Source organism: Candidatus Planktophila versatilis (assembly GCF_002288265.1).
Lineage (GTDB): Bacteria > Actinomycetota > Actinomycetes > Nanopelagicales > Nanopelagicaceae > Planktophila > Planktophila versatilis.
The window spans coordinates 430,845-456,248 of sequence record NZ_CP016778.1; the positions used below are offsets into that span (position 1 = coordinate 430,845).

Annotated in this window: 24 protein-coding genes and 1 riboswitch; of the genes, 19 read left to right on the top strand and 5 right to left on the bottom strand. The window is 48.9% G+C overall.

Annotated elements, in window-relative coordinates; translation table 11 throughout:
- Nucleotides 1-7 precede the first annotated feature (7 nt).
- The 9 genes from A1sIIB76_RS02245 (at nucleotide 8) to A1sIIB76_RS06900 (ending at nucleotide 10,164) form a co-directional block, all read left to right on the top strand.
- The gene (locus tag A1sIIB76_RS02245; protein WP_095674616.1) at nucleotides 8-1,621 is read left to right on the top strand and encodes an ABC transporter substrate-binding protein; all 1,614 of its coding nucleotides are present in this window, start codon (nucleotides 8-10) and stop codon (nucleotides 1,619-1,621) included.
- A gap of 127 nt (nucleotides 1,622-1,748) precedes the next feature.
- Complete coding sequence (locus A1sIIB76_RS02250; protein ID WP_095674617.1) at nucleotides 1,749-2,618, top strand: carbohydrate ABC transporter permease; 870 nt, start codon at nucleotides 1,749-1,751, stop codon at nucleotides 2,616-2,618.
- A gap of 3 nt (nucleotides 2,619-2,621) precedes the next feature.
- Nucleotides 2,622-3,458, top strand: a complete 837-nt coding sequence (locus A1sIIB76_RS02255; protein ID WP_095674618.1) for a carbohydrate ABC transporter permease — start codon at nucleotides 2,622-2,624, stop codon at nucleotides 3,456-3,458.
- 10 nt (nucleotides 3,459-3,468) lie between these two features.
- The gene (locus A1sIIB76_RS02260) at nucleotides 3,469-4,548 is read left to right on the top strand and encodes an ABC transporter ATP-binding protein (protein WP_223298183.1); all 1,080 of its coding nucleotides are present in this window, start codon (nucleotides 3,469-3,471) and stop codon (nucleotides 4,546-4,548) included.
- Between the two features lie 2 nt (nucleotides 4,549-4,550).
- Nucleotides 4,551-5,624: an ABC transporter ATP-binding protein gene (locus A1sIIB76_RS02265; protein ID WP_095696906.1), complete on the top strand. Its 1,074-nt coding sequence runs from the start codon at nucleotides 4,551-4,553 to the stop codon at nucleotides 5,622-5,624.
- 131 nt (nucleotides 5,625-5,755) lie between these two features.
- Nucleotides 5,756-6,805: an amidohydrolase family protein gene (locus A1sIIB76_RS02270; RefSeq protein WP_095696907.1), complete on the top strand. Its 1,050-nt coding sequence runs from the start codon at nucleotides 5,756-5,758 to the stop codon at nucleotides 6,803-6,805.
- 42 nt (nucleotides 6,806-6,847) lie between these two features.
- On the top strand, nucleotides 6,848-7,183 hold the full coding sequence (locus A1sIIB76_RS02275; protein ID WP_095693484.1) for a metal-sulfur cluster assembly factor: 336 nt from the start codon (nucleotides 6,848-6,850) through the stop codon (nucleotides 7,181-7,183).
- A complete protein-coding gene (locus A1sIIB76_RS02280) occupies nucleotides 7,174-8,091 on the top strand; it encodes a hypothetical protein (RefSeq protein WP_095674622.1) in 918 nt (305 codons plus the stop codon). Before A1sIIB76_RS02275 ends, A1sIIB76_RS02280 begins: the two co-directional genes overlap by 10 nt.
- 666 nt (nucleotides 8,092-8,757) lie before the next feature.
- Entirely contained in the window at nucleotides 8,758-10,164 is a 1,407-nt protein-coding gene (locus A1sIIB76_RS06900; RefSeq protein WP_190286253.1) for a hypothetical protein, read from the top strand.
- Nucleotides 10,165-10,204: 40 nt separating this feature from the next.
- Here A1sIIB76_RS06900 and ppdK read toward each other — a convergent pair whose 3' ends face one another.
- Nucleotides 10,205-12,919, bottom strand: coding sequence for a pyruvate, phosphate dikinase (gene ppdK, locus A1sIIB76_RS02290; protein WP_095693486.1), 2,715 nt, complete (start codon nucleotides 12,917-12,919; stop codon nucleotides 10,205-10,207).
- Nucleotides 12,920-13,027: 108 nt separating this feature from the next.
- On the opposite strand from ppdK, the gene A1sIIB76_RS02295 reads away from it, so the two are divergent.
- Genes A1sIIB76_RS02295 through A1sIIB76_RS02305 form a run of 3 tightly spaced genes read left to right on the top strand, consistent with a single transcriptional unit; the run spans nucleotide 13,028 to nucleotide 14,840 of the window.
- A complete protein-coding gene (locus A1sIIB76_RS02295) occupies nucleotides 13,028-13,390 on the top strand; it encodes a hypothetical protein (protein WP_125918784.1) in 363 nt (120 codons plus the stop codon).
- Nucleotides 13,391-13,437: 47 nt separating this feature from the next.
- Nucleotides 13,438-13,626: a hypothetical protein gene (locus A1sIIB76_RS02300; protein ID WP_095674625.1), complete on the top strand. Its 189-nt coding sequence runs from the start codon at nucleotides 13,438-13,440 to the stop codon at nucleotides 13,624-13,626.
- 50 nt (nucleotides 13,627-13,676) lie between these two features.
- Nucleotides 13,677-14,840: an MFS transporter gene (locus tag A1sIIB76_RS02305; RefSeq protein ID WP_095684550.1), complete on the top strand. Its 1,164-nt coding sequence runs from the start codon at nucleotides 13,677-13,679 to the stop codon at nucleotides 14,838-14,840.
- Here A1sIIB76_RS02305 and A1sIIB76_RS02310 read toward each other — a convergent pair.
- The gene (locus A1sIIB76_RS02310; protein WP_095693487.1) at nucleotides 14,837-15,733 is read right to left on the bottom strand and encodes a 2-hydroxyacid dehydrogenase; all 897 of its coding nucleotides are present in this window, start codon (nucleotides 15,731-15,733) and stop codon (nucleotides 14,837-14,839) included. The two genes, A1sIIB76_RS02305 and A1sIIB76_RS02310, sit on opposite strands and share 4 nt — an antisense overlap.
- A 93-nt stretch (nucleotides 15,734-15,826) precedes the next feature.
- Here A1sIIB76_RS02310 and A1sIIB76_RS02315 point away from each other — a divergent pair, with 93 nt between their 5' ends.
- The gene (locus A1sIIB76_RS02315) at nucleotides 15,827-17,824 is read left to right on the top strand and encodes an ATP-dependent DNA helicase (RefSeq protein WP_095693488.1); all 1,998 of its coding nucleotides are present in this window, start codon (nucleotides 15,827-15,829) and stop codon (nucleotides 17,822-17,824) included.
- 1 nt (nucleotide 17,825) lies between these two features.
- On the opposite strand, the gene A1sIIB76_RS02320 is transcribed toward A1sIIB76_RS02315, so the two are convergent.
- Nucleotides 17,826-18,806, bottom strand: a complete 981-nt coding sequence (locus tag A1sIIB76_RS02320; RefSeq protein ID WP_095693489.1) for a hypothetical protein — start codon at nucleotides 18,804-18,806, stop codon at nucleotides 17,826-17,828.
- A 24-nt stretch (nucleotides 18,807-18,830) separates the two neighbouring features.
- The gene (locus A1sIIB76_RS02325) at nucleotides 18,831-19,295 is read right to left on the bottom strand and encodes a hypothetical protein (protein ID WP_095693490.1); all 465 of its coding nucleotides are present in this window, start codon (nucleotides 19,293-19,295) and stop codon (nucleotides 18,831-18,833) included.
- Nucleotides 19,296-19,402: 107 nt separating this feature from the next.
- On the opposite strand from A1sIIB76_RS02325, the gene A1sIIB76_RS02330 reads away from it, so the two are divergent.
- From A1sIIB76_RS02330 to A1sIIB76_RS02340, 3 genes are read left to right on the top strand one after another with little or no spacing between them, the layout of a single operon-like run.
- Nucleotides 19,403-20,326, top strand: coding sequence for a heme/hemin ABC transporter substrate-binding protein (locus tag A1sIIB76_RS02330; RefSeq protein ID WP_095693491.1), 924 nt, complete (start codon nucleotides 19,403-19,405; stop codon nucleotides 20,324-20,326).
- Complete coding sequence (locus tag A1sIIB76_RS02335) at nucleotides 20,326-21,297, top strand: FecCD family ABC transporter permease (RefSeq protein ID WP_095696910.1); 972 nt, start codon at nucleotides 20,326-20,328, stop codon at nucleotides 21,295-21,297. Before A1sIIB76_RS02330 ends, A1sIIB76_RS02335 begins: the two co-directional genes overlap by 1 nt.
- Nucleotides 21,288-21,905 (top strand): ABC transporter ATP-binding protein, encoded by a 618-nt coding sequence (locus A1sIIB76_RS02340; RefSeq protein ID WP_095696911.1) that lies wholly within the window; start codon nucleotides 21,288-21,290, stop codon nucleotides 21,903-21,905. Before A1sIIB76_RS02335 ends, A1sIIB76_RS02340 begins: the two co-directional genes overlap by 10 nt.
- Here A1sIIB76_RS02340 and A1sIIB76_RS02345 read toward each other — a convergent pair.
- Nucleotides 21,864-22,331, bottom strand: a complete 468-nt coding sequence (locus tag A1sIIB76_RS02345) for an NUDIX hydrolase (RefSeq protein WP_095674634.1) — start codon at nucleotides 22,329-22,331, stop codon at nucleotides 21,864-21,866. The two genes, A1sIIB76_RS02340 and A1sIIB76_RS02345, sit on opposite strands and share 42 nt — an antisense overlap.
- A 79-nt stretch (nucleotides 22,332-22,410) precedes the next feature.
- Between A1sIIB76_RS02345 and A1sIIB76_RS02350 the strand changes: the two genes are divergently transcribed.
- The 3 genes from A1sIIB76_RS02350 to metX all read left to right on the top strand — a co-directional run bounded on the left by A1sIIB76_RS02350 (nucleotide 22,411) and on the right by metX (nucleotide 25,403).
- Nucleotides 22,411-23,157: a hypothetical protein gene (locus A1sIIB76_RS02350; RefSeq protein ID WP_125918786.1), complete on the top strand. Its 747-nt coding sequence runs from the start codon at nucleotides 22,411-22,413 to the stop codon at nucleotides 23,155-23,157.
- A gap of 12 nt (nucleotides 23,158-23,169) precedes the next feature.
- On the top strand, nucleotides 23,170-24,177 hold the full coding sequence (locus tag A1sIIB76_RS02355) for a DUF4192 domain-containing protein (protein ID WP_095696912.1): 1,008 nt from the start codon (nucleotides 23,170-23,172) through the stop codon (nucleotides 24,175-24,177).
- 10 nt (nucleotides 24,178-24,187) lie between these two features.
- A riboswitch (SAM riboswitch) is annotated at nucleotides 24,188-24,295 on the top strand.
- 10 nt (nucleotides 24,296-24,305) lie between these two features.
- The gene (gene metX, locus A1sIIB76_RS02360; RefSeq protein WP_095696913.1) at nucleotides 24,306-25,403 is read left to right on the top strand and encodes a homoserine O-acetyltransferase MetX; all 1,098 of its coding nucleotides are present in this window, start codon (nucleotides 24,306-24,308) and stop codon (nucleotides 25,401-25,403) included.
- The last annotated feature ends 1 nt before the right edge of the window (nucleotide 25,404 follow it).

Below are 25,404 nucleotides of genomic sequence, written 5' to 3' on the forward strand. Positions count from 1 at the left end.
GAATTTTATGTTCACAAAGAAAGTAAAGACTCTACTTGCCGTAGCGCTTCCAATTGCGCTTGCTGCATCAGTAGTAGTAATTGCACCTGCATCAGCAGGTGGCACTCTTACTCGTACACCAGGCCAAGAAGTTTCATACAAGGCATACGGTGCTGAGTACGCAAATGTTGCAACCACAGCTGATGGAGATGACGCTTGCTCTTGGTATGAGACATCAAAGAAGGATTACTCAGGTAAGACTCTTCGTGTCCTCACTCACGCGATCCCTAACATGGGTAAGCCAACAGCGCTTCACGCTAAGCAGTTCGAAGAGCTAACAGGTGGAAAAGTTGAAGTTGAGCACGTCTCATTCGGTGACCTCTACGCTAAGCAGCTTCGTTCATACCAGACAGATACAAACCAGTACGACGTTGTATTCAATGGTTCATACCAGATTGGTGATTTCCACTCTTACTACGCAAAGGTTCCAGATTCAGTAACCAAGGGCAAAGGTTCACTTGCAACCCTTACACCTCTTTACAAGGAACTTTACAAGTGGGATGGCGAGACCAAGCTCTTCGGTATCGACGCTGATCGTCACTTCCTCAAGTACCGTACAGATGTCTACGAGAATGCAGCAGCCAAGGCTTTCTACAAGTCAAAGACTGGCAAAGAGCTTGCAGTTCCAAAGACATGGAAGGAATACAACCTTCACGCAAAGACATTCAATGGCTACAAGGCAGCAGGTCAGCCAGCAGGAGTTAAGTTCACTGGAACAACAGAAATCACTCAAAAGGGTGGCCTCATGTTCGGTGCATTTATCGACCGCGTTGCACCATATGCAAAGAATCCAAACGTTAAGGGTGGATTCTGGTTCGATGAAAACATGGTTCCACAGGTCAACAACCCAGGCTTCGTTGCTGGTCTAACTGACTTCGTTGAAGCAACCAAGTTCATGCCAGTCGGTGGAAAGAACTTCGACCTTTCAAAGGAAATTGAATCCTTTGGACGTGGAGATTCACTTCTTTCTTACACATGGGATGATGCATGGTCAAAGTCAAATGAGCCAACAAGCCCAATCAAGAACAAGGTAAAGGCTGCACCTCTTCCAGGAGCTGAAAAAGTCTGGAACCGTGTGACAAAGAAGTGGGATACACCTAAGGGTGGAGTCAACTACGCGCCATACATCGCATGGGGTTGGTCATCAGCAGTAACAGCTGCATCACCTTCAAAGGCGATGGCATTTGATTACCTCTGCTTCTGGGCAAATAAGGCGAACCACAAGCTCGATCTCACCATCGGTGACATGGGCGTAAACCCTTCACGTACAGAAGACTTCACATCTGACTTCTGGGTAAAGGAAATGAACTGGGGCAAGCCAGCAGTAGATTCATGGCTCGGAACAATGCAGAACTACGAGAAGAACACCAACCGTGTGTTCGACCTCCGCGTTCCTGGCGTTTCTGACTACATGACAGCTATGGAAAATGCAGTTGCAAAGGCCCTTGCAGGTCAAGCAACACCACAAAAGGCACTCGATGAGGCTGCTAAAGAGTGGAATGCAATTACAAAGCGTGTAGGTATCACTAAGGTGAAGTCTGCATACCAGAACGTAATTGCGCTTGAAGATAACATCAAGTAAGTAACTCGTTCGAAGGTGTCGCGCGGTCAGATTTTTTGGCCGCGCGACACCCATGAGTTTTGCATAATGACCCGGGTAATGGTTTTATTGCCCCTTAATTAGCGGGCAGAAGTGGAGCAGGATCTCAGTGAAAAAAGGTTACCCACGGTTCTTTCTTCTTCCAGGCTTGCTCTTGCTTATCGCAATTATTATCTTCCCGCTTCTCTTCACGATTCGTGTGACTTTTTCAAGCTGGAACGTTTCCCAATCTGGACTTAATTTTATTGGCGGGGAAAACTGGGGCGAGATGGTCCGTGACACCCGTTATTGGGGCTCACTACTTAGACTTTTCTATCTCTCATTTTTAACGGTAGCAATTCAGTATGTCCTCGGCTTTGCCATCGCGCTCTTCGCTTGGAAAGGAATAGCAGCGCGCCGCTTCTACCGAGTTCTCTGGTTGGTTCCAATGATGACAACACCATCACTTATGGCAATCATCTGGCGTTCGATCTTCACCGAAGATATTGGTGCACTCAATGGACTTCTCACCCGTGTTGGCCTCAGTCCAGTTAACTGGCTCACCGAAAGTGGACCCGCGAACATTGCAATCACTATCGTCGAAGTCTGGCAGTGGACTCCATTTATGTTCTTGATTCTTTTGGCCGGACTTCTTAGCTTGCCGAAAGAACCATTTATGGCAGCGGCGATTGATGGCGCTAGTGCGTGGAAGACATTTGCGCGGGTAACTTTCCCAATGATGGCGCCAATCAGTATTGGTGCAATCATGATTCGTTTAATTGATGCCTCAAAGATCTTCGACTCCGTCTTTACTATGACGCGAGGTGGTCCTGGAAATGCAACTGAAACACCAGCGGCCTATATCTTCCAGCGCAGCTTGCAGGATTTCCAGATTGCCTACGGTTCCACCCTGGCACTGATGTATTTGATTCTCGCAATCTTGACGCTGACTATTATCGGAAAAGTCTTTGCCCGTCTATCGAAGCCTCGGGGGATCTAACTGATGTATAAAGTCTTAAAGGCAACCTTCATCACTATCTGGAGCCTCTTCGTTCTCTTCCCAATCATGTGGGCGATTACGACTAGCTTTAAGCCAGAGTCTGCCGTAGTAAATGGCGCAACCTTTATTCCATTCTTGGAGTTTCAACCAAGTCTGATTGGTTGGAAAGCAATCCTTCCTGGTCCAGATTCACTGACAAATCTGCTGACACCAACGTTAAACAGCTTTATCGTCACCGCAGGTGCTACTGCAATCTCACTGATCTTCGGATCATTGGCCGCCTACGGACTCTCTCGCTTCACCTACGGCTGGAAGAACTACAGCAACGCTGACATCATCTTCTTCTTCGTCTCCCAGCGCATCATGCCGCCGGTAGTTCTCGCTATTCCATTCTTCCTCTTGCTCAAAGAGCTTAAGCTACTTGATACCCACCTCGGATTAATCCTGGTTCTTACTTCTGGCTTGATGCCGATTGTGGTCTGGTTGATGGTTGATTTCTTTAACGCACTTCCACGCGAAATCGATGAGATGGCGATGTTAGAAGGATGTAATCCAATCCAAGCTTTCTTTAGAACCATCCTGCCGCTATCAAAGCCAGGTCTGACTGTCGCTGGCATGTTCTGCGTCATCTTTGGCTGGAACGATATCTTCTTCGCACTCACACTGACCGCAACAAAGGTGCTTACCTTGCCAGTTGCTGTCATCGCCCTGAACGGCACTGTGACGCCTTATTGGATCCTGGCCGCCTCTACTGTCTTCTCAATTATTCCGTTGGTCGGGTTAGCCTTTGTGATTGAACGATTCTTATCTCGTGGAAACCTTGGCGGAGCTGTTCGATGAAAGGTATCAAGTGTCTTTAATACTTAAAAACGTCTCGGTAACTACCGAAAAAGAAGGCGTGATCCTGGACGATATCTCCTTTGAATTTAAGCCTGGCCGTATCTATATCCTGATTGGACGTACTACATCGGGCAAGACCTCGCTAATGCGCGCCATCGCTGGGCTTTTGCCTATCGATAGCGGTCAAATCACCATGAATGGTGAAGATTTTGAGGATAAGCCAATCTGGGAACGCGATGTTGCCGTGGTCTATCAGCAGTTTATTAACTATCCCAACAAGTCAGTTCTGCAAAATGTTGAGTTCCCGTTACTTCGTAAAGGGCTTAAGAAGTCAGAGGCGCGCGAAGTCGCACTTGCTTCGATCAATAAAGTTGGGCTCAGTGACTACCTTGATCGCAAACCAGCACAACTATCAGGTGGTCAGCAGCAGCGGGTGGCGCTAGCTCGTTCCCTTTCTCGTCAATCTCACATCATGTTACTTGATGAGCCACTGATGAACCTCGACTACAAGCTACGCGAACAACTTCGAGTTGAATTTAAGGAAATATTTAATTCTCAAAAAGATGCCGTAACAATCTATGCCACGACCGAACCTCCGGAGGCGCTCATTCTCGGCGCTGAGATCTTGGTGATGCACGAGGGTCGAATCATTCAATACGGCAGCCCAACAGAGGTCTATGAGCAGCCACAGTCGACCACAGTGGCGCGTGTAATCAGCGATCCTCCGATGAGCATCTTGCCAGTCTCACTCTCTGCCGGAGAAATTCGTTTTGGTGATGGTTATTCGCAACCAATTCCGGCGAAGATGAAGAACTTTAAAGAAGGTCATTATCAAGTTGGTATCCGGGCAAATGACATTGTCAGTGCAAAATCGGGTGGCGAAAAGGGAACCATCTCCTTGGTAGAAGTCTCTGGTTCTGAGACCCTGGTCTATGTTGATACGCCAGCCGGTGAAGTAGTTCTTCAAATGGAAGGTATCCACGACGTAAAAGTCGGTGAATCAATCTCGATTGAACTCCCGGGCAACCGCTTATTCCTATTCGAAACTAATGGGGCGCTCTGTGTCTCACCAGATAGCGCAGGGGAGTAACGATGGCTAAAATTACGCTCTCAAATATTGGGCATTCATATAATAAGGATAAGGATCAATCAACCTGGGCACTTAAGCCACTTGATATGGTCTGGGAGTCCGGTAAGACCTATGCCCTCCTCGGTCCTTCTGGCTGCGGCAAGACCACCATTCTTAACACCATCTCAGGTCTGGTAACCCCGCACCAGGGCCGTTTACTTTTCGATGATCAAGATGTTACTGATATTCCTACGGCGCAACGAAATATTGCGCAAGTCTTTCAATTCCCAACCATTTACAGATCTATGTCGGTATTTGAAAATCTCTCATTCCCATTGGTCTGCCGCGGCTGGAAGCCCGAGAAGATTAAGGCGCGAGTGCATGAGATTGCTGAGATCCTAGAGATCACAGATAAGTTGGGACGCTCAGCGGTCAAGCTCGGCGCCGATGAGAAGCAGTTGATCTCACTGGGTCGCGGTTTGGTCCGCGATGACGTGAGTGCGCTACTAATGGATGAACCGCTCACAGTGATTGACCCACAATCTAAGTTTGAGCTACGTAAGAAGATCAAGGCTATTAATAAGATCAATAACTTGACCGTTATCTATGTGACCCACGATCAGTATGAGGCGATGACCTTTGCTGATGAGTTGCTGGTCATGAGCTTTGGTGAAGTAATCCAGCGTGGAACCCCAGAGCAGCTATTTGAAAAGCCTAATTCAAAGTATGTCGGTAACTTCATCGGCTCACCAGCCATGAATTTCTTGCCGGTGGAAGCTAAATCAAGTGAGATTTACTTTGGTTCGACAAAGTTAAAGACCAGCTCTGCCCACACGGCGTTCACAGGCAAGGCCATTGAAGTGGGAATTCGCCCTGAGTACGTTTCACTTGTAACGAGTGCGGGCGAGAATGTAATTGAGGCAGAGCTACTAGGCCATGATGACCTAGGCAGCGTCCGAGTCCTTAAATGTGTCTCTGGGGGCTCACCAATCTCGGTAAAGATCCCGCGCAGCGAAGGGTTGCCTGCTGGCAAGAACCTGTTTTTGAAACTTCCTTCCGAGAAATCCTGGCTCTACCAAGATGGGCATTTAGCCTAACTCTTCGTTACCAGATTGTTACATTCCATACCATAGAGCGCTGCAAATCACCTAATTTTCGCCTTGCGGAGAGCATCGCTATCACTTACATTTTCCCAAACACATTTCGTGTGCAAGAAGAAAGGGAACACATGAAGGATGGAAAATTCGTTCTTGATGCGCATACCGGTTTCTGGGATGCCAGCAAAGAGAACATTAAAAATGAATATGGTTTAGCTTTCGCTGAAACATTTTATGCATTTCAGACTGGTTTTAATCCACCAGATCCAAAATGGACAATGGACTTTGATAAAGAGTTCCGTAAGGTAGATCCAGATTGGTATCTCCACCACATGTTCGTACGTGGTGAAATGGATATGGCTATTCTTTCTACACAGGTGTTGATGGATTTCTATCACACAGGATTTACAAACTCAAAGCGCAATGCTGAGATGGTTGCTCGCGCACCAGAGCGTCTTATCGGTCTTGGTGGAGTAGATCCACGCGATAAGAACGCAACTCGTCACATGCGTGAGCAGGTTGAAGGCGATGGTATGAAGGGCTTCAAGTGGTACACCGCTGAATGGCGCGGAGAATCACGCGGTTGGAAAGCAAATGATCCAGCTGTATTCCCTTGCTACGAAGAAGCAATTGCAATGGGCGTTAAGAACATGCACTTCCATAAGGGCCCTGCTGTAGAGCCTCTTTCAATGGAGAAGTTCGACGTCTATGACATTGACGAACCATCATCACTCTATCCAGAACTTAACTTCATTGTGGATCACATTGGTCTTCCACGTTTGGATGAGTTCTGCTGGATTGCTGCACGTTCAACAAACGTGTATGCATCACTTGCAGTAGCAAACGCATTTATTCACAAGCGTCCACGCTACTTTGGTGAAATGATGGCGAACCTGCTCTTCTGGCTCGGCGAAGACCGCATCATCTGGGGAACAGACTTCCCAATTTGGTACCCACACTGGATTCTTGATGAATTCATGGAATACCAGATCCCAGACGATATCGCTGAAGAGTTTGGCGTTCAGCTAACTCCTGAAATCAAGGCAAAGATCATCGGTGGAAACGTCGCACGTCTATACGGCATTGACACCGATGCAAAGCTCAAGAAGATTGAGAACGATGAATTTAGCCAACGTCGTAAGGAATTCCTTGCGAACAAGGCTTCCTACGTCGGTGCTTAATTCTTAAGCGACCAAGTTAGTTACTAAGAAAAGAAAGAAGTCATGTCTACAACATCCATGAGTATCGAAGAAGAAATTCGTACTGCGGCAGGTAGTGTTCCCGATCCTGAAATCCGCAAGACCATGGCTCAGCTAGGCATGATCGATGAAGTAGAGCTGAGGGAGGGTGGTAACGCGATTATCCGTTACCACCTGACCTCGCCTCTCTGCCCTTCCCCTTTCGCCATCTCAATCGGCAAAGAGATACGTCGTCGCGTAGAACTAGTTGAAGGCGTCACACGCGCCACAGTTGAAATTCGCGATCACTTTATTGCAAAAGATATTGCTGCCAAGGTCAATGAGGTTGAGATTGCAAAGGATGCACCACCATGGCTATAAGGTATGAAACCGGCAGTACTTATTTTCCTGGCTATGAAACAGCCGAATCAGTTATTGAGTATTTATCAGCAGATGAAGTAGCGCGCAGAAGCCTTAAGAATCGACGCGAACTCTCACTGTTAGAAATTCCATCTGTTATGCGCGTTGCCTGTATTTTGGCTGAGCGCACTAGAAAACCAGATATTTGGATCCGCAGCGCAGTGACAACTCTTGATCGATTCGCGCGCGAAGTCTGCGATGGAGATTTAGAGGCAGCGCTCAAGGCTGGCCAAGCTGATCCACTCACAGCAGAGCTGCTGAACCAGAAGTATCTACAGCTGCACCAGGACCTTACTTCGGTCCAACTTGCGGCCCTAATCTTGGGACCAAAGCTGTGGTGGGCATTTCACGGAGTAGATGTTCCTTGGGTAAAGCAGTTCACCACCGTGCCACGTCCACATATTGCAAATAGCAAAAAGGGTGACTTTGACCCGGTTGTGCGTTTGTTAATGCTCAGCCTTGTTGGCACCGGACTTGATTTTGAAGAGCTGGAAAAGATTAAGGTCAAGGATTCTGGTTCATTAGATATCGATGGAAATATCGTGGAAAATCCATATAGCGATCCACTTGTTCTCCAGTTTGAGACAAGCGAGGGACCTCGTATCACCTTCTTAGGCGAAGAGGCTCGGGAAGCGCTCCATCAACAATTAGCTATCCGTAATCCAAAGTCTGAAGATCCACTCTTTGCAGATGCGGCAGATTTCAAGCGATTTATGGAACATGCTGCCACTCGTTCGGAGTCCATTATTGAGACCGTGAACGGTGTGAATAGCGAGCTATGCAAAACTGTCGGAGATTTCTTCCTTGAGTGGGGAATTCCAGGACGTAATTTCTGGAAAGAGAACGGTCTTACTCGTCCCGAGGATTAAGAGTAAAGCGCAATTGTTAACGCAGTGGTAAAGGGCCAGGCTAACTGGCTTTAAATATCAACTATTAGGGATTATTTCTCAAAACTCCTATCTAAATGGGAGTTCCTGGTTTAGGTTCCTATCATGGTTAGCAAAAAGTACAGAGTTATTACTGCGGCCATCTTGGCTTTTGCGAGTCTGGGAGCATTTAATTCTTTTGCTAACGGCTCGGAGCTGTCGGATGGAGGTTTTTTGCTGGGCAATCCTTGCCTTGGCAGCAACGAAACTTATACTTCAAGATCCATAGCTATTGACACGACAACCGAAGAAAAAATCGCTGGTATTTGCTATCCGTCACAAAACATTCCTACAACTTTTATTTGGACTAAGGATCAGAATTCGCCAGCAGCCTATGAATACCTTAAGGATAAGGTAGCTTTTGGGCGTCCTTACGGTACAAAATGTCCCGGAAAACCGGACCCAGAGCAGGAAGATTTCGTGAAGGTGTTTGCGGACACGGAATGTGATTTGGAAAAGAAAATCTGGTGGAGTAAAACGTATCTCAAAAAAATTATTGTCGCAGATTTTTCACCGAGTCCAACTCCAAGTCCAGAACCGAGTCCAAGTCTAGAACCAACTTCTAGTCCAGAACCAACTTCAAGTCCGGAGCCTTCCAAGGATGGAATATTGCCAAGTACTTCAAAAGAGTTTGTTAAATCTTCCATCTTGGCTGCCGCAACCTATTTGGCAATTACGACGTCCGCTGTTTTGAAAGCATCAATTCCAGTACCTTCTCAAAATCCGGCTAATTCACCAGGCCCAAACAATTCAAATTCATCGAATGTTCCTGAAGTCATGGAGTTGCGCAGTCGCCGTGAACGCAAATTTGGTTCCGGTAAAGGGATGCGGGGGTTTTTTAGCGGCCCAGTAATTTCACTGGATAAATGGTCATTCTTCACTGTCAAAGTTCCCGCATTCATCCGCAAAATTGGAAAAATCTCACCACCCGCAGCGACAATTTTCGGTGATGCTGATTATTTACGTGCATCCACTGGTGCATTTTCACTTATTTTGTATCCGGTTGCGCTATGCCTAGGGATTGTCGAATACCTGGGTACAGATAGCGCTGATAAAACTTATCCAATTCCTTCAAAAGAGTTCCTGATTTTGGGCTTAATTCTTGGTTGCTTTGATGCGCTAGCGGGTGCTATTTCAGCCATTACTTTTGCTTTCTTGATTCTTTTGAGTGATCATCTGGGCAATTCAACGGCAATGTCTTGGAACCGATTTTATGCAACTTTGATAAGTATCTTCATTCTTACAACTGGCCCTGCTCTTTTTGCTGGTGCCATGCGTCGTTTTGATGGAGTTCATACTAATCGGAAGGGTAGATGGGAGCGACTTGTTGATTATGCGCTTAGTCCCATCGTTACAGCTTGGATTATCTGGAAGGTGCTTGAAGCGCTTCCGGAGATTGCTGGGAACGGTGCCGAAATCTCTGCCGGTACCTGCAAATTAATAGCTGCCATTTCATGGGCTTTAATTGTGCTTAGGTATTTCGCAGAAGGAGTTACTGCCAAGCACTTCGCACTTCGAATCAATGAGATTGTTACAGAAGCTGTGCCAGTGCCAAGATGGTCAAGAGTTTTTCAATACCTACGCAAAGGAGCTTGGACTTGGCTACTTGCTGGTGTCTTCCTTGGGGCCATGAGCCTGGAAACTCGATTGCTCGTTGGCCTGGTGGTGCTACCTGGTCTTGCACTTATCCTTAGAATTAATCCGAGTGCAAGATTTGAGAAGTTTAATATCTCTGGAACGCCAAGGCTAGGACTGATGGTTGCTATCGGCTTAATTCTTACAGGGGTTATTGGCGATGATGAAGCTGATATGGTGAATGTGAAAGTCCTCGCAGTTGCACTTATCCCGGTGCTCTATTTCAGCATCATGGAAGCGCTGGCTGAATCTAGCTTTAAGGCACCGGCGTATTTCTACAAAACTAGCTTGGGAAGAATTCTTTATCGTGCTGCATCGATAGTCCTCTTCGGATTAATTCTCTTCACAATCTGGGATTCAGTCTTTAATGGACCTGCTTGAAATTCCAGTTAAATGCGCCGTCATAAAGCCAGGTGAGCGACTAAGTACTAGAACTTGCTGGGCCTGCCATATTAGCCAGTACCACTGCTCGCCCTGACTCTAAGCGAGCAATTGGCACTCTAAATGGGGAGCAGGAGACGTAATCAAGGTGCAGTGAGTGGAAGAAGTGAATACTGCGTGGATCTCCACCGTGTTCACCGCAGACACCAATTTTAAAATCTGAGGTGTGAGCACGTGCTTGCTCGGTTGCGATGCGCACCAGCAGCCCCACACCATCTTGATCCAGTGATTCAAATGGATTAAAGGGCACGAGCTCTAAATCTAGATAGCGCGGCAAGAAGCTTGATTCCACATCATCGCGGCTAAAGGCCCAGGTCATTTGGGTTAGATCATTTGTTCCAAATGAGAAGAAGTCGGCATGGTCTGCAATCTTGCCGGCAGTCATAGCAGCGCGAGGAGTCTCAATCATGCTACCGATTGGAATATCGAAGTGTTGTCCGGTGCCGGTAAGAGTATTGGCAATTTCTTCTTCCAGGGTCTTGCGCAAGTATAGCAGCTCTCGCTGGGTGGCAACAAGTGGAACCATGATCTCTGGCATTGGGTTATGGCCAAGCTTTCGAACTTCAAGACAGGCATGCACAAGGGCGCGAACCTGCATCTTAAATAGTTCGGGAATCAAAATTCCAAGGCGAACTCCACGAAGACCCAGCATTGGATTAGATTCATGCAGGCGTTTCACGGCGGCAAAGACTGCTTGTTGGCGCGGAGAAATTTCTTCTCCGAGTGCTTCTGCGCGCGCCATCTCGGCGCTGAGCTCTGCAATATTAGGCAAGAACTCATGCAGTGGTGGATCAAGCAGTCGGATTGTCACTGGAAGTCCAGACATCGCCATCATGATGCCGACGAAATCGCCGCGTTGTAGTGGTTCCATTTCGGCGATGATTCCACGTTGCGCTTCTTCATTTTCAGCCAAAATCAGGCTCTCAACATAGGCACGGCGTGGTCCTAAGAACATATGTTCTGTGCGACAGAGCCCCACACCTTCGGCGCCGAGAATGCGGGCGCGCACGGCATCTTCTGGGGTATCAGCATTAGTTCGAACCCGCAGCACACGTGAGGCATCTGCATGCTGCAAAATGCGGTCTACCGCCTTTACAACGGGTGTTGCCTGTGGCGAATTAGCATCAAGCTTGCCTTCTAGGTAGGCGGTAACGGGGGAGGCAATAGTAGGAAGTGCACCTAAGTAGACGATGCCACTTGTGCCATCGATAGAGATCACTTCACCTTCATAGACGGTGAGCGCACCGACGGTAAATAAGTTAGCGCGCTCATCAACTGAGATGCTCTCTGTTCCACAAATAGCTGTCTTACCCATTCCACGAGCCACTACAGCTGCGTGAGAAGTCTTGCCACCGCGACTGGTGAGAATTCCTTCAGAGGCAACCATTCCCACTAGATCATCAGGGCTGGTTTCACGTCTTACCAAAATTACCTTATGTCCGGCGCGTGCTAAATCAAATGCTCGTCTTGAGTCAAAGACAACTTCACCGACGGCGGCGCCTGCTGAAGCTGGGATACCGCGGGCAATTTCAGTTACCTGTCCGGCCAAATCGAATTGCGGGAACATGAGGTGACCTAGCTGCTCACCAGAGATTCTAGAGAGGGCTTCATCCATAGAAATCTTGCCTTCATCGACAAGTTGTAGGGCAACGCGAAATGCTGCTTCGGCGGTGCGCTTTCCTACGCGAGTCTGCAAGATCCAGAGTTTTCCGCGTTCTACCGTGAATTCGATATCGCATAGATCGCGATAGTGATTTTCTAGAAGTGACATCACTCGCTCTAGCTCTTGGAAAGCCTTTGGCTCGCGCTCATTCATCTCAACTAAAGTCATAGTGTTACGGATACCGGCAACAACATCTTCACCTTGGGCGCGATCTAGATAATCGCCATAACTACCGTTTTCACCAGTGGCTGGGTTTCTGGTGAAGGCAACGCCAGTTCCAGAATCATCACTGAGATTTCCAAAGACCATGGACTGGATATTTACCGCAGTTCCTAGATCAGATGGAATGCGTTCACGTTGGCGATAAATCTGGGCGCGCTCTGAATTCCAAGAGTGGAAAACTGCTTCCACAGAGCTAATCAGATGCTGGCGTGGATCTGTTGGAAAATCCTTACCGGTCTGGGCTTCAATCTCTCTAATGAGAGCCTGTGATAGGGCTTTTAGGCCATCTACAGTTAACTCTTGAATACTATTTACGGAATTTGCTTCAAGAATTCGAGCTTCAATTTTCTTGAAATCAGCCGGCGGAATGTCGCAGACGATGCGGCCGAACATATCGATGAAGCGGCGGTAGGAATCCCAGGCAAATTTGGCATCACCAGTTTGCTTTGCAAGTGATTCGGCAACTTCTGGAGTCATGCCAACATTGAGAACAGTCTCCATCATGCCTGGCATAGAAAACTTTGCACCGGAACGGACTGAAACTAAGAGTGGATTCTTCGGATCGCCAAATTTCTTATCAAGCATCTTCTCGAGTTCGCGCAGTGCGCTTTCGATTTCACCAGTGAGGGAAGATGGAATGACACCTGATGCCAGAAATTCTCGACACGCTTGGGTGGTGATGGTAAATCCCGGTGGTACCGGAAGACCCATCCGGGTCATCTCGGATAAATTGGCACCTTTGCCACCGAGGAGATCGGCCATAGAGCGATCTCCGAAGGTGAACGGATAAACCAGCGGCGTTGCAGGCATGGAGGGATGATACATGCTTTTCAAAACGGGGGACCCAACGCCCTGACATGCCAGAAGCAGCCTGCTGTTGTAGAGTCGGAGCAGAATTTGCTAGCAGGGGAGAATGCGATGGAGGGGTTGGTCAGCTGTCTCTTGAGCGCCGATGCCTTGAGTGAAATGCGACGGAAGGTTCATCACACCCGTAAAACTGCCTCGCTACCCACAAGTGAGGTAGTCACGGCCGAGATAATTTCTCACGATGTGAGAGTCATTGCCGAGTTTCTTGCCGAAGAGTTTGAAGACGATGTCGTAGAGCTCTTTCGTTCCAGAGTGGCCCCTGATCCGTGGCCGGGAATCACGAGTTGGGATTACCCGGGGCCTTGGGTTAATGCCCACTCAGAAACTCTGGTGCGCATCCTGGATTCAGAAGCGTCGATCAATATATTTTCTAAGAGCGGTTCCTTTTCCCTTCGGATTTCGGCACTGGATTAGGGATAAGTCACCTACCTTTACCTTCGATTTTCGATTATCATTTTGCCATGGCGAAAAAAGTTATCTCTAGACATCGTGCGGCAGCTAAATTCGGTTGGCTGGGAGCCCTGATTGCTCTTGGTTTCACTCTCTTCTGGCCCAGCATCTATCCAACGACAATCATTGTAAACAGTGCCCTTGGATATGTAATTGCCTTCATCATTAACTACTTCTTTCGCATGGCAAAAGGCAAATAAAACTCTCCTAATTTCTTCTTATTAGTGGTGCGCCCTGCTACTTTGGCGCCATGAAAAATACCTTGAAGCAGGGCCTGCCGATATTTGCAATCTCATCGAATATGAGAGCCGGCCTCATTCTCATTGGCCCACTACTTCCAATTCTTAAAGAAGAATACGGAATCAGCGTCTTTACTGAATCAATTCTGGCTGCAACACCGCTTCTCTGCTTCTCACTTTCCGCAATTTTAATGCGCAGTATTAGCCGTCTAGGAAATACCAATCGCGTTATTTCTTACGCCATCACACTTCTTACACTCTCACTCTTCTTACGTACTACCTTTGATATTGCATCCATCTTAATTTTCTCCATCACACTCGGTATCTCAGTGGCTGTGCTTAACTACATGTTGCCGGTCTGGGTAAAGGAGAATGGCACCTCAAATGCGGGGCTACTGACCGGAATCTATGCCTCTGTCATGGGATCGTGCGCGGCCATTTCACTTGCCATCACCGCTCCACTTGCCGAAGCATCTTCCTACACCTGGCGCCTGGCCATGCTTCCTTGGTTCATCATCGGCGCCCTCACCGCGCTGTGGTGGTGGATCAAGATTCCTAGCTCTTCAGTATCTGATGTCGTGGAGAGCAAGGAAAGTTTCTGGGCAAATCCACTATTTAAGAGCAGCTCTGCTTGGTCAATCACCATCTTGTTCGGTCTGCTGAACATGATTCATTACGCATCAGCGACCTGGTTGCCAACTATCTTGATAACTAAAGGCTTCACCTTGGTCAACGCGGGAATTCTGGTTGCGGTAGCAACGTTGGTGGGATCTCTGCTTAGCTTGGCCGTTCCGCACTTTGCGGCAAAGCGGAAAGATTTCCGCATGGTGTTAATTGTCTTCTCAATCTTCCTGGCGATTTCCTACTTTGCTATCTCAGTTGATACCGGCATGAGCCTGTGGGTATGGGTAATCCTGGGAAACATTGGGGTATATGTGACCTTCTCCATCGCATTGTTCTTAGTTGTCTTCCGCGCAGCAGATGCGGCAAAGACCAAGTCACTTTCCATCATGATGCAATCAGTTGGATATGTGATGGCGACCGTTTCGCCAATCATTCTGGGCAGACTCTTTGACATCACCGGCAATTGGGATCGCGCGCTCTACTTCATCATCGGACTTGCAGCGCTACAGGTATTTGTTGCCATTAAGGCCGGATCTAACGAGAAGGTTTAACTCGCAGCGATAATCTGATTAAGCAAGGGTTTATTTTCAGATAGCAGCTGTAGCTGCTGCGACACCATTGTGCGTGCTCGCGGTTGGAAGGCTCCACTATCTCCGCCCACATGGGGGGAGATGATGACGTTTGGTGCCGACCAGAGCGGATGACCGGCCGGTAGTGGTTCTGGATCGGTCACATCTAAACCAGCGGTAATGCGCCCGGTGTGAAGTTCGGCAACGAGAGCGTCGGTGTCGACGATGGCACCACGAGCGACGTTAACCAAGGTGGCGCCATCTTTCATCTTCTTTATACGTTCTGCGTTCATAAAGTTCTTTGATTCAGGAGTGAGTGGCAGAATTAAAATAATGACATCGAGCTTTGGAAGATAGGCATCAAATTCTGCAATTTTTATTGAGCCATCGCTACCACTTCGCGTGAAGGCGGTGACTTTAGTTTCAAACATCTCTAACAGGGATCCGATTCGCTTGCCGATATGGCCATAGCCAATGATTCCAACGTGTGAGTCAGCAAGTGCTGGCTTTGTTGTGCGCTTCCAGATGCCCTGCTTCTGGTTATCCATAAACTCGGCAAATCCGCGGCGGCAAGCAATCGCTAGACCAATTGCCAGTTCTGAGGTGGAGACATCGTGGATTCCGGTTCCATTACTCAGGCTTACTCCTTGCGGAATATGGGGCAAAATATCTTCATATCCCGCTTGGTTGTAGTGCACAACCTTAAGGTTTTTCATCTTCGGAATAATTTCAATGGTCTTAAGACCGCCCATATAGCTGGGAACGTAGAATTCAATCTCATCAAATTGCGATGCAGACGGAACAAATCCATCAGTTTCTAGGTGTGTCATGCCGGCGGGAAGAGTGAGATCACTCCATTGAGTCCAGATCTTCATTACTTTATTGATCCCATCTTCTCATTGCGCCGAATTATAACCATTTATGACTATGAGCATGATGACAAATCCACGGGCAGATAGAGTGCGACCATGAGCGATTTATCTGCGCAGGTGCGAAAAGCACTCGATGCGGCAGTAGCAGCTATTGGCGGATCAACGCGCGAAGGCCAGATTGAGATGGCCGAAGCAGTTGCGAACGCGCTCACTGATAGACACCACCTCATGGTCCAGGCGGGTACTGGCACAGGCAAATCTCTTGCCTACATTGTTCCCGCACTGGTTCATGGTCGAAAAGTGTTGGTAGCGACAGCAACTCTTGCTTTGCAGAGACAGTTGGTAGAACGTGATTTACCAGCAGTTGTGCCAGCGCTGGAAAAAGTGCTGGGGCGCGAGATTACTTATGGAATTTATAAAGGTGTAGGCAACTATGTCTGTCTGCAGAAGATGAACGCCGATGACACCGATCCAGATGGTGAGTTAGTTCTGGAATCTTCTTATCTAGAAAAAGATGCCAAGCGCTTGATTGCTTGGGCTAAGACGCCGGGAGTTTCGGGAGACCGAGATGATGCACCGGATGTAGATCGCAGAGTATGGGCGGCTAACTCTTTATCAGGGCGTGAATGCGTGGGCGCTGATGTCTGTGCCTGGGGCGCGCAATGTTTTGCCGCGAAGGCAAAAGCGAAAGCGCAAGAGGCTGATGTTGTTGTCACCAACCACACCTTGCTGGCCATCGAAATAGTTGATTCGCATCCGATTTTGCCGGAGCGCGATGCCGTGATTTTGGATGAAGCTCACGAGTTTATGGATCGCACCACACAAGCGGTAACCGAAGAGCTCACATCAGGGCGGGTGCAGAGAGCTGCTGCCATGGCTCGCAAATACTCACCTGGCAAGCCAAGTGAGGCGCTGACGAAGGCAGCCGATAGTTTTCATGATGCGATGGCTGATTACGGTGAAAGCGTGAAGAGTGATTTTGCAGCGCAAGGTCGCCTGGAAGATATTCCAAGTATGTTAGAAGCACCGATTCGAAAGTTAAAAGAGAGTTCAACGGCATTTGTGCAGATACTGAGCGCCGATGATGAAATCATCGATCCTGATAGCAATGCCGAGCGCGCTCGAGTAAAGGGTGCGGTGCAAGAGATTGCAACGACTGCCGGCAAGTTACTTAAAATGGGCGATGAGCATGTGCTCTGGTATGAGCCAACATTTTCCACCTTGCATTTGGCACCACTTTCGGTCTCACACGTCTTGCGCAGCAATTTGCTCACTAAGACGCCAGTGATTGCCACCTCTGCCACGTTAACTGTGGGCAATAACTTTGATGCGATGGCGCGCAGTATTGGTTTCGTTGTGGGAACAGATGCTGATGCTGAAAGTGATAGTGAAGATATCGACCCAGCAAATGTGCAGATGCTCGATGTCGGATCTCCCTTTGATTTTGCTAATCAGGGAGTTCTCTATCTGCCAAAACATTTACCAGAGCCAGGTCGCGATGGTCCGAGCAAAGAGGTACTGGATGAACTCGGGGAACTGATTGACGCTGCAGGCGGTCGCACCCTTGCTCTCTTTAGTTCCTGGCGCGGGGTGGAGGCAGCAGATGCCCACCTGCGTGAAGTATTAGTTGATTTACCGATTTCGATTATCACGCAAAAACGTGGTGATGCGGTGGGGCCTCTGGTAGAGCGTTTTGCAAAAGATGAAACTTCTATCTTGCTCGGCACGATGTCGCTATGGCAGGGCGTGGATGTGCCAGGAAATTCCTGCATTTTAGTTGCCATCGATCGCATTCCATTTCCGCGTCCCGATGAACCGGTCATGTCTGCCCGATCATCGCTAGCTGATGCATCAGGTGGCAGTGGATTTATGCAGGTATCAGTACCGCGCGCCGCGCTGTTATTGGCGCAAGGAACAGGTCGTTTGATTCGCAGCATTGAAGACCGAGGCGTTGTGGCAATCCTTGATTCAAGAATTGTCACAAAGCGCTATGGCAGCGTGCTGCTTAACTCGATGCCACCGCTGTGGCGAACAAGTGATGGGGCAGTGGTGCGCGAATCACTTCGCAGACTTGCCTCAAGTGTGGATGAGTAAGTTACTTAATCGCAATCTTTACTGAGCCATTGCTCATCTGCCACATTCCAGCTTTGGCTTCTGCGTGATAATCGAGAACACATGTTCCTGGCTTACTTGCCTTAAGAACGTTGGCCTTGATTGAGCAAGATTTAGAGGAGGTCATATACATAACTACTTCACCAAAGTTCGATAACTTCGGAAGTGATTTACTCGAACCGACTTTCAGTGATTTTGGCAGTGTGCCAATCTTCTGGGCTCCCGGTGTCAGGATGAATGGGAAGTTACCTGTTGCCGCCGCTGTGGTTGCATTCCCGGCTGTTGCATAGCCAAGTGCGCATTGCCCAGCGCCTTTGAGGGCGGTCAATGTTCCATCGGCATAGGAGCATTCAGGTGTGAGAGATGTGAAGGTAATTGGAAGCCCTGATTTAGCAGTTGCCACAATCTTGGCAACTGCGCGGTAAGCCAAGTTACTTGGCATATTGCGAACTAGGGCTGTTCCATTCAGGGTGACAGTGATTTCATCAGCGGGAAGTGTCGGCGCTGGGGCACCGGCTCTAAAAGTAATGGGCAAGAACTTATCTTCTGAAGTATCAGTACCAGCTGTTCGATCTAAACGGAAGAAGAGTCCACATTGGGTAGTTGTGCAATCGACTGTGACGCCCTTACCGGTAATGGATCCAGAAATTTTGACCTTAATCGCACCCGTTGAAATGCTTGAGCCTGGCTCTCCGGTTCCGGTTACCCATAGTTGATTTACGTCATCACACGTTACCGGGCGAGCAGCACCTACTGGTGCGATGCATTGTTGAATATACATTCCAGCTTTTGTTGGAAACTTAGTGAAACCGCCATTGATTGTGTCTCCGGCTGGATTGAGATTTGTCAGGGGCGCACTTGCGAAGGCAAAGGTCTCTGCCTGGGCTGGTGTTGATATGCCGATGGGGGCAACTAAAGCGATGACGGTAAGTGCGATGAAAGCCTTCTTATGTGCGGTAAACATGTTTCTCCTAGTTTCGTAGCTGATTTACTTCTTAAAGGTGACGGGAATGAATAGATCGTGGGTGCGATCGCCTTCATGCAGGTGATCTGATCTGACTGTGATGGCGCATTTAACTTGGGTGCAGTCGTGCTTACCAATTTTCTTTGTTACTCGAACTTTCTCAACAAAACGTCCACCAGGTGCGAATGCGATTGCTAACCCAGTGGCATAGGAAGGTGCGTTAGATGAGATCCAATAAGAAGCATCGCCAATACCCTCTTTATTGACTCCTCCACCACATGGTGTGGGAGGCTGACCTTTCTTAGGCAGCAGGCAATAAGCGAGATAAATTCCTACAGTTTCATCAAATCCTTGTCCTGATACTGCTATCTCTTGTCCACTCTTCACCTTCGTAGCAGATGCGCTAAATTTTTGACCATCTGCGCCAACGACAGTGGTGGCAGCTATAGCAGGTGCCGGTAGCGCAGCAGCAATGACGACTACCGTCATAACTACCCACTTCCTACGCATGCTGGCAAGAATAGAGAAGGTGGTGCCTAGCTTTATCCGACAACTATGCCGGAACTTGTCGGCAAAAAATTTGAGAGGATTCATTCATGCGTAAAGAGCGAAGTGTGATCACCTTAGGTGTTCTCACAATCACATCTGCTGCGCTCTTACTTACCGGTTGCAGCAAGGTGCAATCAACGGCAATTGAGATTTCATCGGCGCAAGTGACCACCATTGAAAGTAGTGAAAGTCCGCTAGCGCAGAAAGTTGTGGCACTTGCCAATGGCGCCGGAGAAATAATCTCTGCCATGGGATTTAAATCAATACTGATTGGCCGCGATATTGCTAGTACTGATGCAGACCTGAGAAAGGTGCCGGTAGTGACATCCGGACACCAAGTGATTGCGGAGAAGATAATCGCCCTCACACCAGATCTGGTCATTATTGATAAATCCACCGGCCCGCAAAGCGCGCTCGATGCCTTAGCAGTGGCCGGAATTCGGGTAGTGAAAACGCCAGAGGCATGGACGCTAAGTGATCTGCCGGCGAAGGTTGGCGCCATAGCCGATGCCATCGGGGCGCCGGCAAGTGGGAGTGCCTTGAGCGCGGCAATGAATTCTTCCTTGAGCACACTCGGTACTGCAGAGCGAAAGAGTCGAGTTGTCTTTCTCTATCTTCGCGGTGGCAGCTCCATCTATTTAATTGGTGGAAAAGGATCAGGTGCTGATTCGTTAATCACAGCAATCGGGGCGCAAGATGTTGGGGCGGCAACGCTTGCTAATCCATTTAACGCTATGACAAGTGAGCTCATTGCTTCACTGAATCCTGATGTCATTCTGGTGATGAGCAAGGGGCTGCAATCAGTCGGTGGCCTCAAGGGATTGGTAGAACTTCCCGGAATCGCACAGACTGATGCCGGCAAGAATAAGCGAGTGATTGCCGTCGATGATTCACTGCTGCTCTCTTTTGGTCCGCGCACCCCTGATTTATTAAGTAAGTTAAGTGCGGCAATGGCAAAGGCGATGAAGTGATGAAAAAGATTGCGCCACTGATTCTTTTACTTCCCATCATCTCTATCGTTGCGCTATCACTCGGTGCGACCGAGGTCAGTGAACTTTTTCGATATATCTTTAATCCATTTCTTAATCCGGAGAGCGCATCACACCAAATTATTTGGCAGATTCGCGCACCGCGTGTGGGAGCAGCGATTCTGATCGGCGCAGCACTGGGTGTGGCTGGCTGCCTTGCTCAGAGTTCTACCAATAACCCCTTGGCAGATCCAGCAATTCTTGGAACCTCAGCCGGTGCATCTCTCGGAGTTCTACTTGGGGTACTGACCAACTTAGTCAGCATTGGCTCAGCCGGCGCCGTTGTCTGCGCAGCAATTGGTGCGATGGCGGCAACCTTGCTGACATTTTCACTCGCTCGCTCTGCCCTGCAGTTGATTACTATCGGCATTGGCGTCTCGGCAATTCTGAGTGCAATTGTGGGGCTCACACTTTCAGCGGTGAGCAGACCAGATGCGCGTTCTATCTCTTTCTGGTCATTTGGTTCACTCTCACTGGTGAGTAGCAAGACGCTTTATGTTGTGGCCCCAGTGCTCGTCATCGCTGCTGTGATTGCCTGGAAGATCGCGCCAACCCTTGATCTACTTTCGTTAGGTGATGCATCGGTCAGACACATCGGACATAACGCACAGCGCATTCGCTTATCCGCATTTGCCATCTTGGCAGTTCTTGTTGCAGTGACTGTCTCCAGCGTCGGCTCCATTGCATTTCTAGCGCTGGCTGCGCCACACATAGCGCGCTACTTATGTGGCCCACGCAATCGGGTACTGGTTATTTACTCAGGACTCATTGGCGCACTTATTCTCCTCATTGCCGATACTGCAGCACGTTCTGCAATTCCACCCTTTGAACTTCCGATCGGCCTTTTAACTTCACTGATTGGTGCGCCAATTTTGATACTCACTCTTAAAAAAAGTGGTGACATATGGCGCTAATTACGATCGAGAAAGTCTCCATTATTCGCGGTGGCAAGAACGTCCTTACCGATTTCAGCGCCAGTATTGAACCGGGAAAGATCACGGCAATCATCGGGCCCAATGGCAGCGGTAAGAGCACATTGCTCGGCGCTTTGGCCGGTGACCTACCTATTGCTTCTGGAATGATCACTATTGCTGGTCGCGATCTAAAAGAAATATCGGTAGCCGAACAAGCACAGCTACGCAGTGTTGTCTTACAAAATAGAAATTACTGGCTTTCCTACACCGCCCGGGAACTGATCGAAATGGGCCAAGGACCAGCCGAACTTGCGCGCGTGGACGCTGTGATGCAGCGCCTTGATATGACCAGATATGAAAACCAGAGTGTTACTACTTTATCTGGGGGAGAAACGCAGCGAGTTGAGATTGCGCGGGCGTTGATACGAGATACGCCCATCTATTTATTAGATGAACCGTTATCGGCACAGGATGTGCAGAGTAAAGCGCGGATTATTGCGCTCTTACAAGAGTTGCGTGATCAAGGGCGAACAGTTTTGGTGATTGCCCATATTGATAAGAGCTCTTTATCCTGGTGTGATCAGATCATCGATACATTGGCGCAATAACGGCCAACTCTTAGCAAAGCTAGGGTGCAAGGGCAGGCGCGTAACGTCATCGAATTTCACCCAGCGCACTTCAAATGATTCATCGTTGAGTTCATGGCCCTCAAGTGATTGATTTGCGCGGGCAATCACTGTTGAGTAACTCCAGCCCTGGTGATCATCGGTAAAGGTATGAAGCGGCTCTAGATCACCTGGGTTGATGCCAGTTTCTTCTACCGCTTCCCGAATCGCACCTTCCATGACACTTTCATGCGAATCTCGCGCGCCACCTGGAATTCCCCAAGTGTCTCCGTTATGCACCCATGGTGCGCGATGCTGCAAGAAGATAGCGCCGTCACGAATAATGAGTAGCCCTGCTGCGCCGTGAACGCCCCAATGTTTGGAGCCACATACGCATTGGATCCATCCATCTCCATCGCGGGCCGCCATGGTCCTACTTTCTCATATCTATCCACAACCAGCACGATTGAATCGTTTCTGCGCGCTCAAGGGAATTAACCTCCCGCGCATGAAGAGATTCCTAGTAATCGCATTACTACTGACGACTATTTCACCTTCAGCGCATGCCCAAGATTGCATCGAGCGAGCATGTATTGATGTCTATACCCAGGACGGCAAGATTGTCATTGAAGGGCGTAAAGGAACGGGTGCAGTGCAAAAGAAAGAGGTAGCACCGGCTCCGAGTAAGACCAGAAAGCCAATCATCAAGAGAACATTTACCCCACCGCCGAAACCAACCGGGAGTGCAAAACCAAAGATTATTACCGCTACTAAAAAACCAATAGTGAAAAAACGGGTAAAGCCCGAAGTAGCCCCCACGGCCACATCGCTGAGCGATAAGTTGATTGAAATTCTGCCCACTGCTGGTATCGCTTATTCCCCTTCATTTCAGCCGCTCATTAAAGTGCCGGTCTTCTTCTGGTCCGATATTCCAACTATTGTTACCAAAAAGATTGAAATCGTGGGCGAAGTTGTTGAGGTATCACTTAAGCCCACCTTCATCTGGCATTACGGCGATGGCATCTTCTTTATCACTCGCGATGCTGGTGCACCTTTTCCAGATGGGCAGATCCAACATGCATATTCCAATCCGGGGCACTACCTCATCCAACTCGTTACAAGTTGGGATGGTGAATTCACGGTGCAAGGTGTGAAAAATCGGATTCCCGGAAAGATTGAATCAGTCTCAATTCTGCCGATCACAGTTGTTGCTGCACCTACTCGTTTCATTCCTGCTACTTCACTTCATCGATAAGAAAGGCTTCCCATGACCACCCTGACTTCACCGCATGATCTGCTCGCTGCTATTCCATTTCTGATTGGCTACCACCCAAGTAATTCACTTGTTCTAGTTGCACTGAATACTGACTCAGTTGATAAAGATGCCGTTGGCATGGCGATGCGGGTGGACTTGCCCGTTGACCTATCGTGTGAAAGCTATGACCTACTTGCCTCACACTTCACCCGCGAAAAAGCTGATGGCGCACTGCTTGTCGCCTACACACCCGCCGAATCGGCAGCCGGTGAGTCAGTGCTGATAAATGCCAGTGCTGCACTGATGCGAGCCGGCATTGAGATTAGAGAGTCACTGCTTGTGCAAAGTGATCGCTTTCGTTCACTTCTCTGTATTGATTCAGATTGTTGTCCACCAGAAGGCAGCCCAGTTCCAGAAATTGATTCATCGCGCATCGCCGCCGAGCACGTTATTGCCGGACATCCCATGCCCTTTGCCACCGTTGCTGAGCTGATTCACTCAATTTCTGCGCTGCCTTCTGCCGCCCATGAGTCCTGGTTGAGTGAGGTCAACCAATTCATCATTGCTAGCGATGCGAAAGAGTTAAATCACCTGCAACGAGATGGTGCAACGGCTGTCATTGATTTAGCCGGTGAATATCACGTGGGCAGGGGAGCAGAAGATCGCGAATTGGCTGCCAGGGTTATTGGCCGCATGAGTGATATTCAAGTGCGTGATTTCGCACTGGGTAGTCACAGCCTTGAGAGCGCAGATTCTTATTGGCGGATGTGGCGCGATTTGTTAGTCATTGCACCCAATGGTTTTGTCGCCCCCATTGCATCGGTCTTTGCCGCCCTTGCCTATGAACGGGGTGAGGGCGCTCTGGCCCAGAAGGCCCTCGATCGTGCGTTGGCAGATAACCCGAGCTACTCACTAGCGGTGCTACTGCGGCGAGTATTTACTGTGGGCTGGCCGGCGAAATCCTTTACCAAGATGCGGGCAGAGCTACACCCCAAAGTAGTTGCCACAATTTTCGGGTAATATTTGCACTGGTCACGAGTTCTAGTTGAAAGCCCCGGCTGACTAGACGGCAACCCTCCACCGCGGCGGGGTGCTCCGGGTGACGACCAGGCAGAGCTCTTAGCTGCAAGTGCGTGAAGGATTTACCAATGAGCAGAAAAGCTAACTTCGATGTCACCGGTGCGTGGCTTGAAGGTGATGATCCAGGTGATCGTAAATTTATCAAGATTGGTGATTTACTTCTTGAAAATGGCGAAACTCTGCCTGATATCACCATTGCCTATCAAAGCTGGGGCACGTTAAACGCTGATAAGTCGAATGCAATTTTAGTTAACCATGCCATGACTGGTTGGTCTGATGTTCCCGGATGGTGGCCGCAAATGGTGGGCCCGGGGCTGCCATTTGATACCGATAAATACTTTGTGCTCTGTCCCAATGTCATTGGTGGTTGTCAAGGTTCAACTGGCCCAGCAAGTATTGCCCCTGATGGAAAACGTTATGGTTCTCGCTTTCCCATCGTGACTATTCGTGACATGGTCAGCGCCGAGATTGCTTTTAGTGATGCGCTCGGAATCGATAAGTATTTACTTGCAGTGGGTCCTTCACTCGGTGGCATGCGTTCCCTGGAATGGGCGGTGCAGTTACCGGAGCGAGTCAGTGCCATCTGCACCATCGGATCTTCAGCCGTTGCTACCGGGGATCAAATCGGAACGTTTTCAGTGCAGATTCAGGCGATTAAATCTGATCCGCACTTCAACGGCGGCGATTACTACGAACAAGAGCGAGGCCCGGTCGATGGCATGGGAATTGCGCGCCGGATTGCCCATCTGACATATCGCACCGAATCTGAGATGGACGTGCGCTTTGGTCGCCAACTACAAGGAGATGAGACTGGGCGTTATGCCGTGCAGTCATATCTAGACCATCAGGCCAATAAGCTGGCAAAACGCTTTGATGCCAATACCTATATTGCTCTCACTGATGCGATGAATTCTCACGATATCGGCCGGGAGCGCGGTGGCGTGGTCAAGGCCCTGGCCAGCGTGAAAGTTCCAGTGGTGGTTGTCTCCATCGATACCGATCGCCTCTTCGTCCCTCGACTTCAGGTTGAGATTTCAGAGCTGGTTCCGACCGCCGAGCCACCGATTGTCATCAGTTCCGAGTTCGGCCATGACGGATTTTTGGTGGAGAGTGAAGCCATGGGCGCTGCTATTCGCCACGCCTTGCATGTTGCGGGTACAATATAGG

Excerpts from the sequence above, each read along its gene's own strand:
- A1sIIB76_RS02275 (WP_095693484.1), top strand. The coding sequence starts at position 6,848 with ATGTCTACAACATCCATGAGTATCGAAGAAGAAATTCGTACTGCGGCA.
- A1sIIB76_RS02295 (WP_125918784.1), top strand. The coding sequence starts at position 13,028 with ATGGAGGGGTTGGTCAGCTGTCTCTTGAGCGCCGATGCCTTGAGTGAA.
- A1sIIB76_RS02350 (WP_125918786.1), top strand. The coding sequence starts at position 22,411 with ATGAAGAGATTCCTAGTAATCGCATTACTACTGACGACTATTTCACCT.
- A1sIIB76_RS02320 (WP_095693489.1), bottom strand. The coding sequence starts at position 18,806 with ATGTTTACCGCACATAAGAAGGCTTTCATCGCACTTACCGTCATCGCT.
- ppdK (WP_095693486.1), bottom strand. The coding sequence starts at position 12,919 with ATGCCTGCAACGCCGCTGGTTTATCCGTTCACCTTCGGAGATCGCTCT.
- A1sIIB76_RS02330 (WP_095693491.1), top strand. The coding sequence starts at position 19,403 with ATGCGTAAAGAGCGAAGTGTGATCACCTTAGGTGTTCTCACAATCACA.
- A1sIIB76_RS02305 (WP_095684550.1), top strand. The coding sequence starts at position 13,677 with ATGAAAAATACCTTGAAGCAGGGCCTGCCGATATTTGCAATCTCATCG.
- A1sIIB76_RS02245 (WP_095674616.1), top strand. The coding sequence starts at position 8 with ATGTTCACAAAGAAAGTAAAGACTCTACTTGCCGTAGCGCTTCCAATT.
- A1sIIB76_RS02255 (WP_095674618.1), top strand. The coding sequence starts at position 2,622 with ATGTATAAAGTCTTAAAGGCAACCTTCATCACTATCTGGAGCCTCTTC.
- A1sIIB76_RS02300 (WP_095674625.1), top strand. The coding sequence starts at position 13,438 with ATGGCGAAAAAAGTTATCTCTAGACATCGTGCGGCAGCTAAATTCGGT.
- A1sIIB76_RS02355 (WP_095696912.1), top strand. The coding sequence starts at position 23,170 with ATGACCACCCTGACTTCACCGCATGATCTGCTCGCTGCTATTCCATTT.
- metX (WP_095696913.1), top strand. The coding sequence starts at position 24,306 with ATGAGCAGAAAAGCTAACTTCGATGTCACCGGTGCGTGGCTTGAAGGT.
- A1sIIB76_RS02335 (WP_095696910.1), top strand. The coding sequence starts at position 20,326 with ATGAAAAAGATTGCGCCACTGATTCTTTTACTTCCCATCATCTCTATC.
- A1sIIB76_RS02325 (WP_095693490.1), bottom strand. The coding sequence starts at position 19,295 with ATGACGGTAGTCGTCATTGCTGCTGCGCTACCGGCACCTGCTATAGCT.
- A1sIIB76_RS02315 (WP_095693488.1), top strand. The coding sequence starts at position 15,827 with ATGAGCGATTTATCTGCGCAGGTGCGAAAAGCACTCGATGCGGCAGTA.
- A1sIIB76_RS02340 (WP_095696911.1), top strand. The coding sequence starts at position 21,288 with ATGGCGCTAATTACGATCGAGAAAGTCTCCATTATTCGCGGTGGCAAG.
- A1sIIB76_RS02265 (WP_095696906.1), top strand. The coding sequence starts at position 4,551 with ATGGCTAAAATTACGCTCTCAAATATTGGGCATTCATATAATAAGGAT.
- A1sIIB76_RS02280 (WP_095674622.1), top strand. The coding sequence starts at position 7,174 with ATGGCTATAAGGTATGAAACCGGCAGTACTTATTTTCCTGGCTATGAA.
- A1sIIB76_RS02310 (WP_095693487.1), bottom strand. The coding sequence starts at position 15,733 with ATGAAGATCTGGACTCAATGGAGTGATCTCACTCTTCCCGCCGGCATG.
- A1sIIB76_RS02345 (WP_095674634.1), bottom strand. The coding sequence starts at position 22,331 with ATGGCGGCCCGCGATGGAGATGGATGGATCCAATGCGTATGTGGCTCC.
- A1sIIB76_RS02270 (WP_095696907.1), top strand. The coding sequence starts at position 5,756 with ATGAAGGATGGAAAATTCGTTCTTGATGCGCATACCGGTTTCTGGGAT.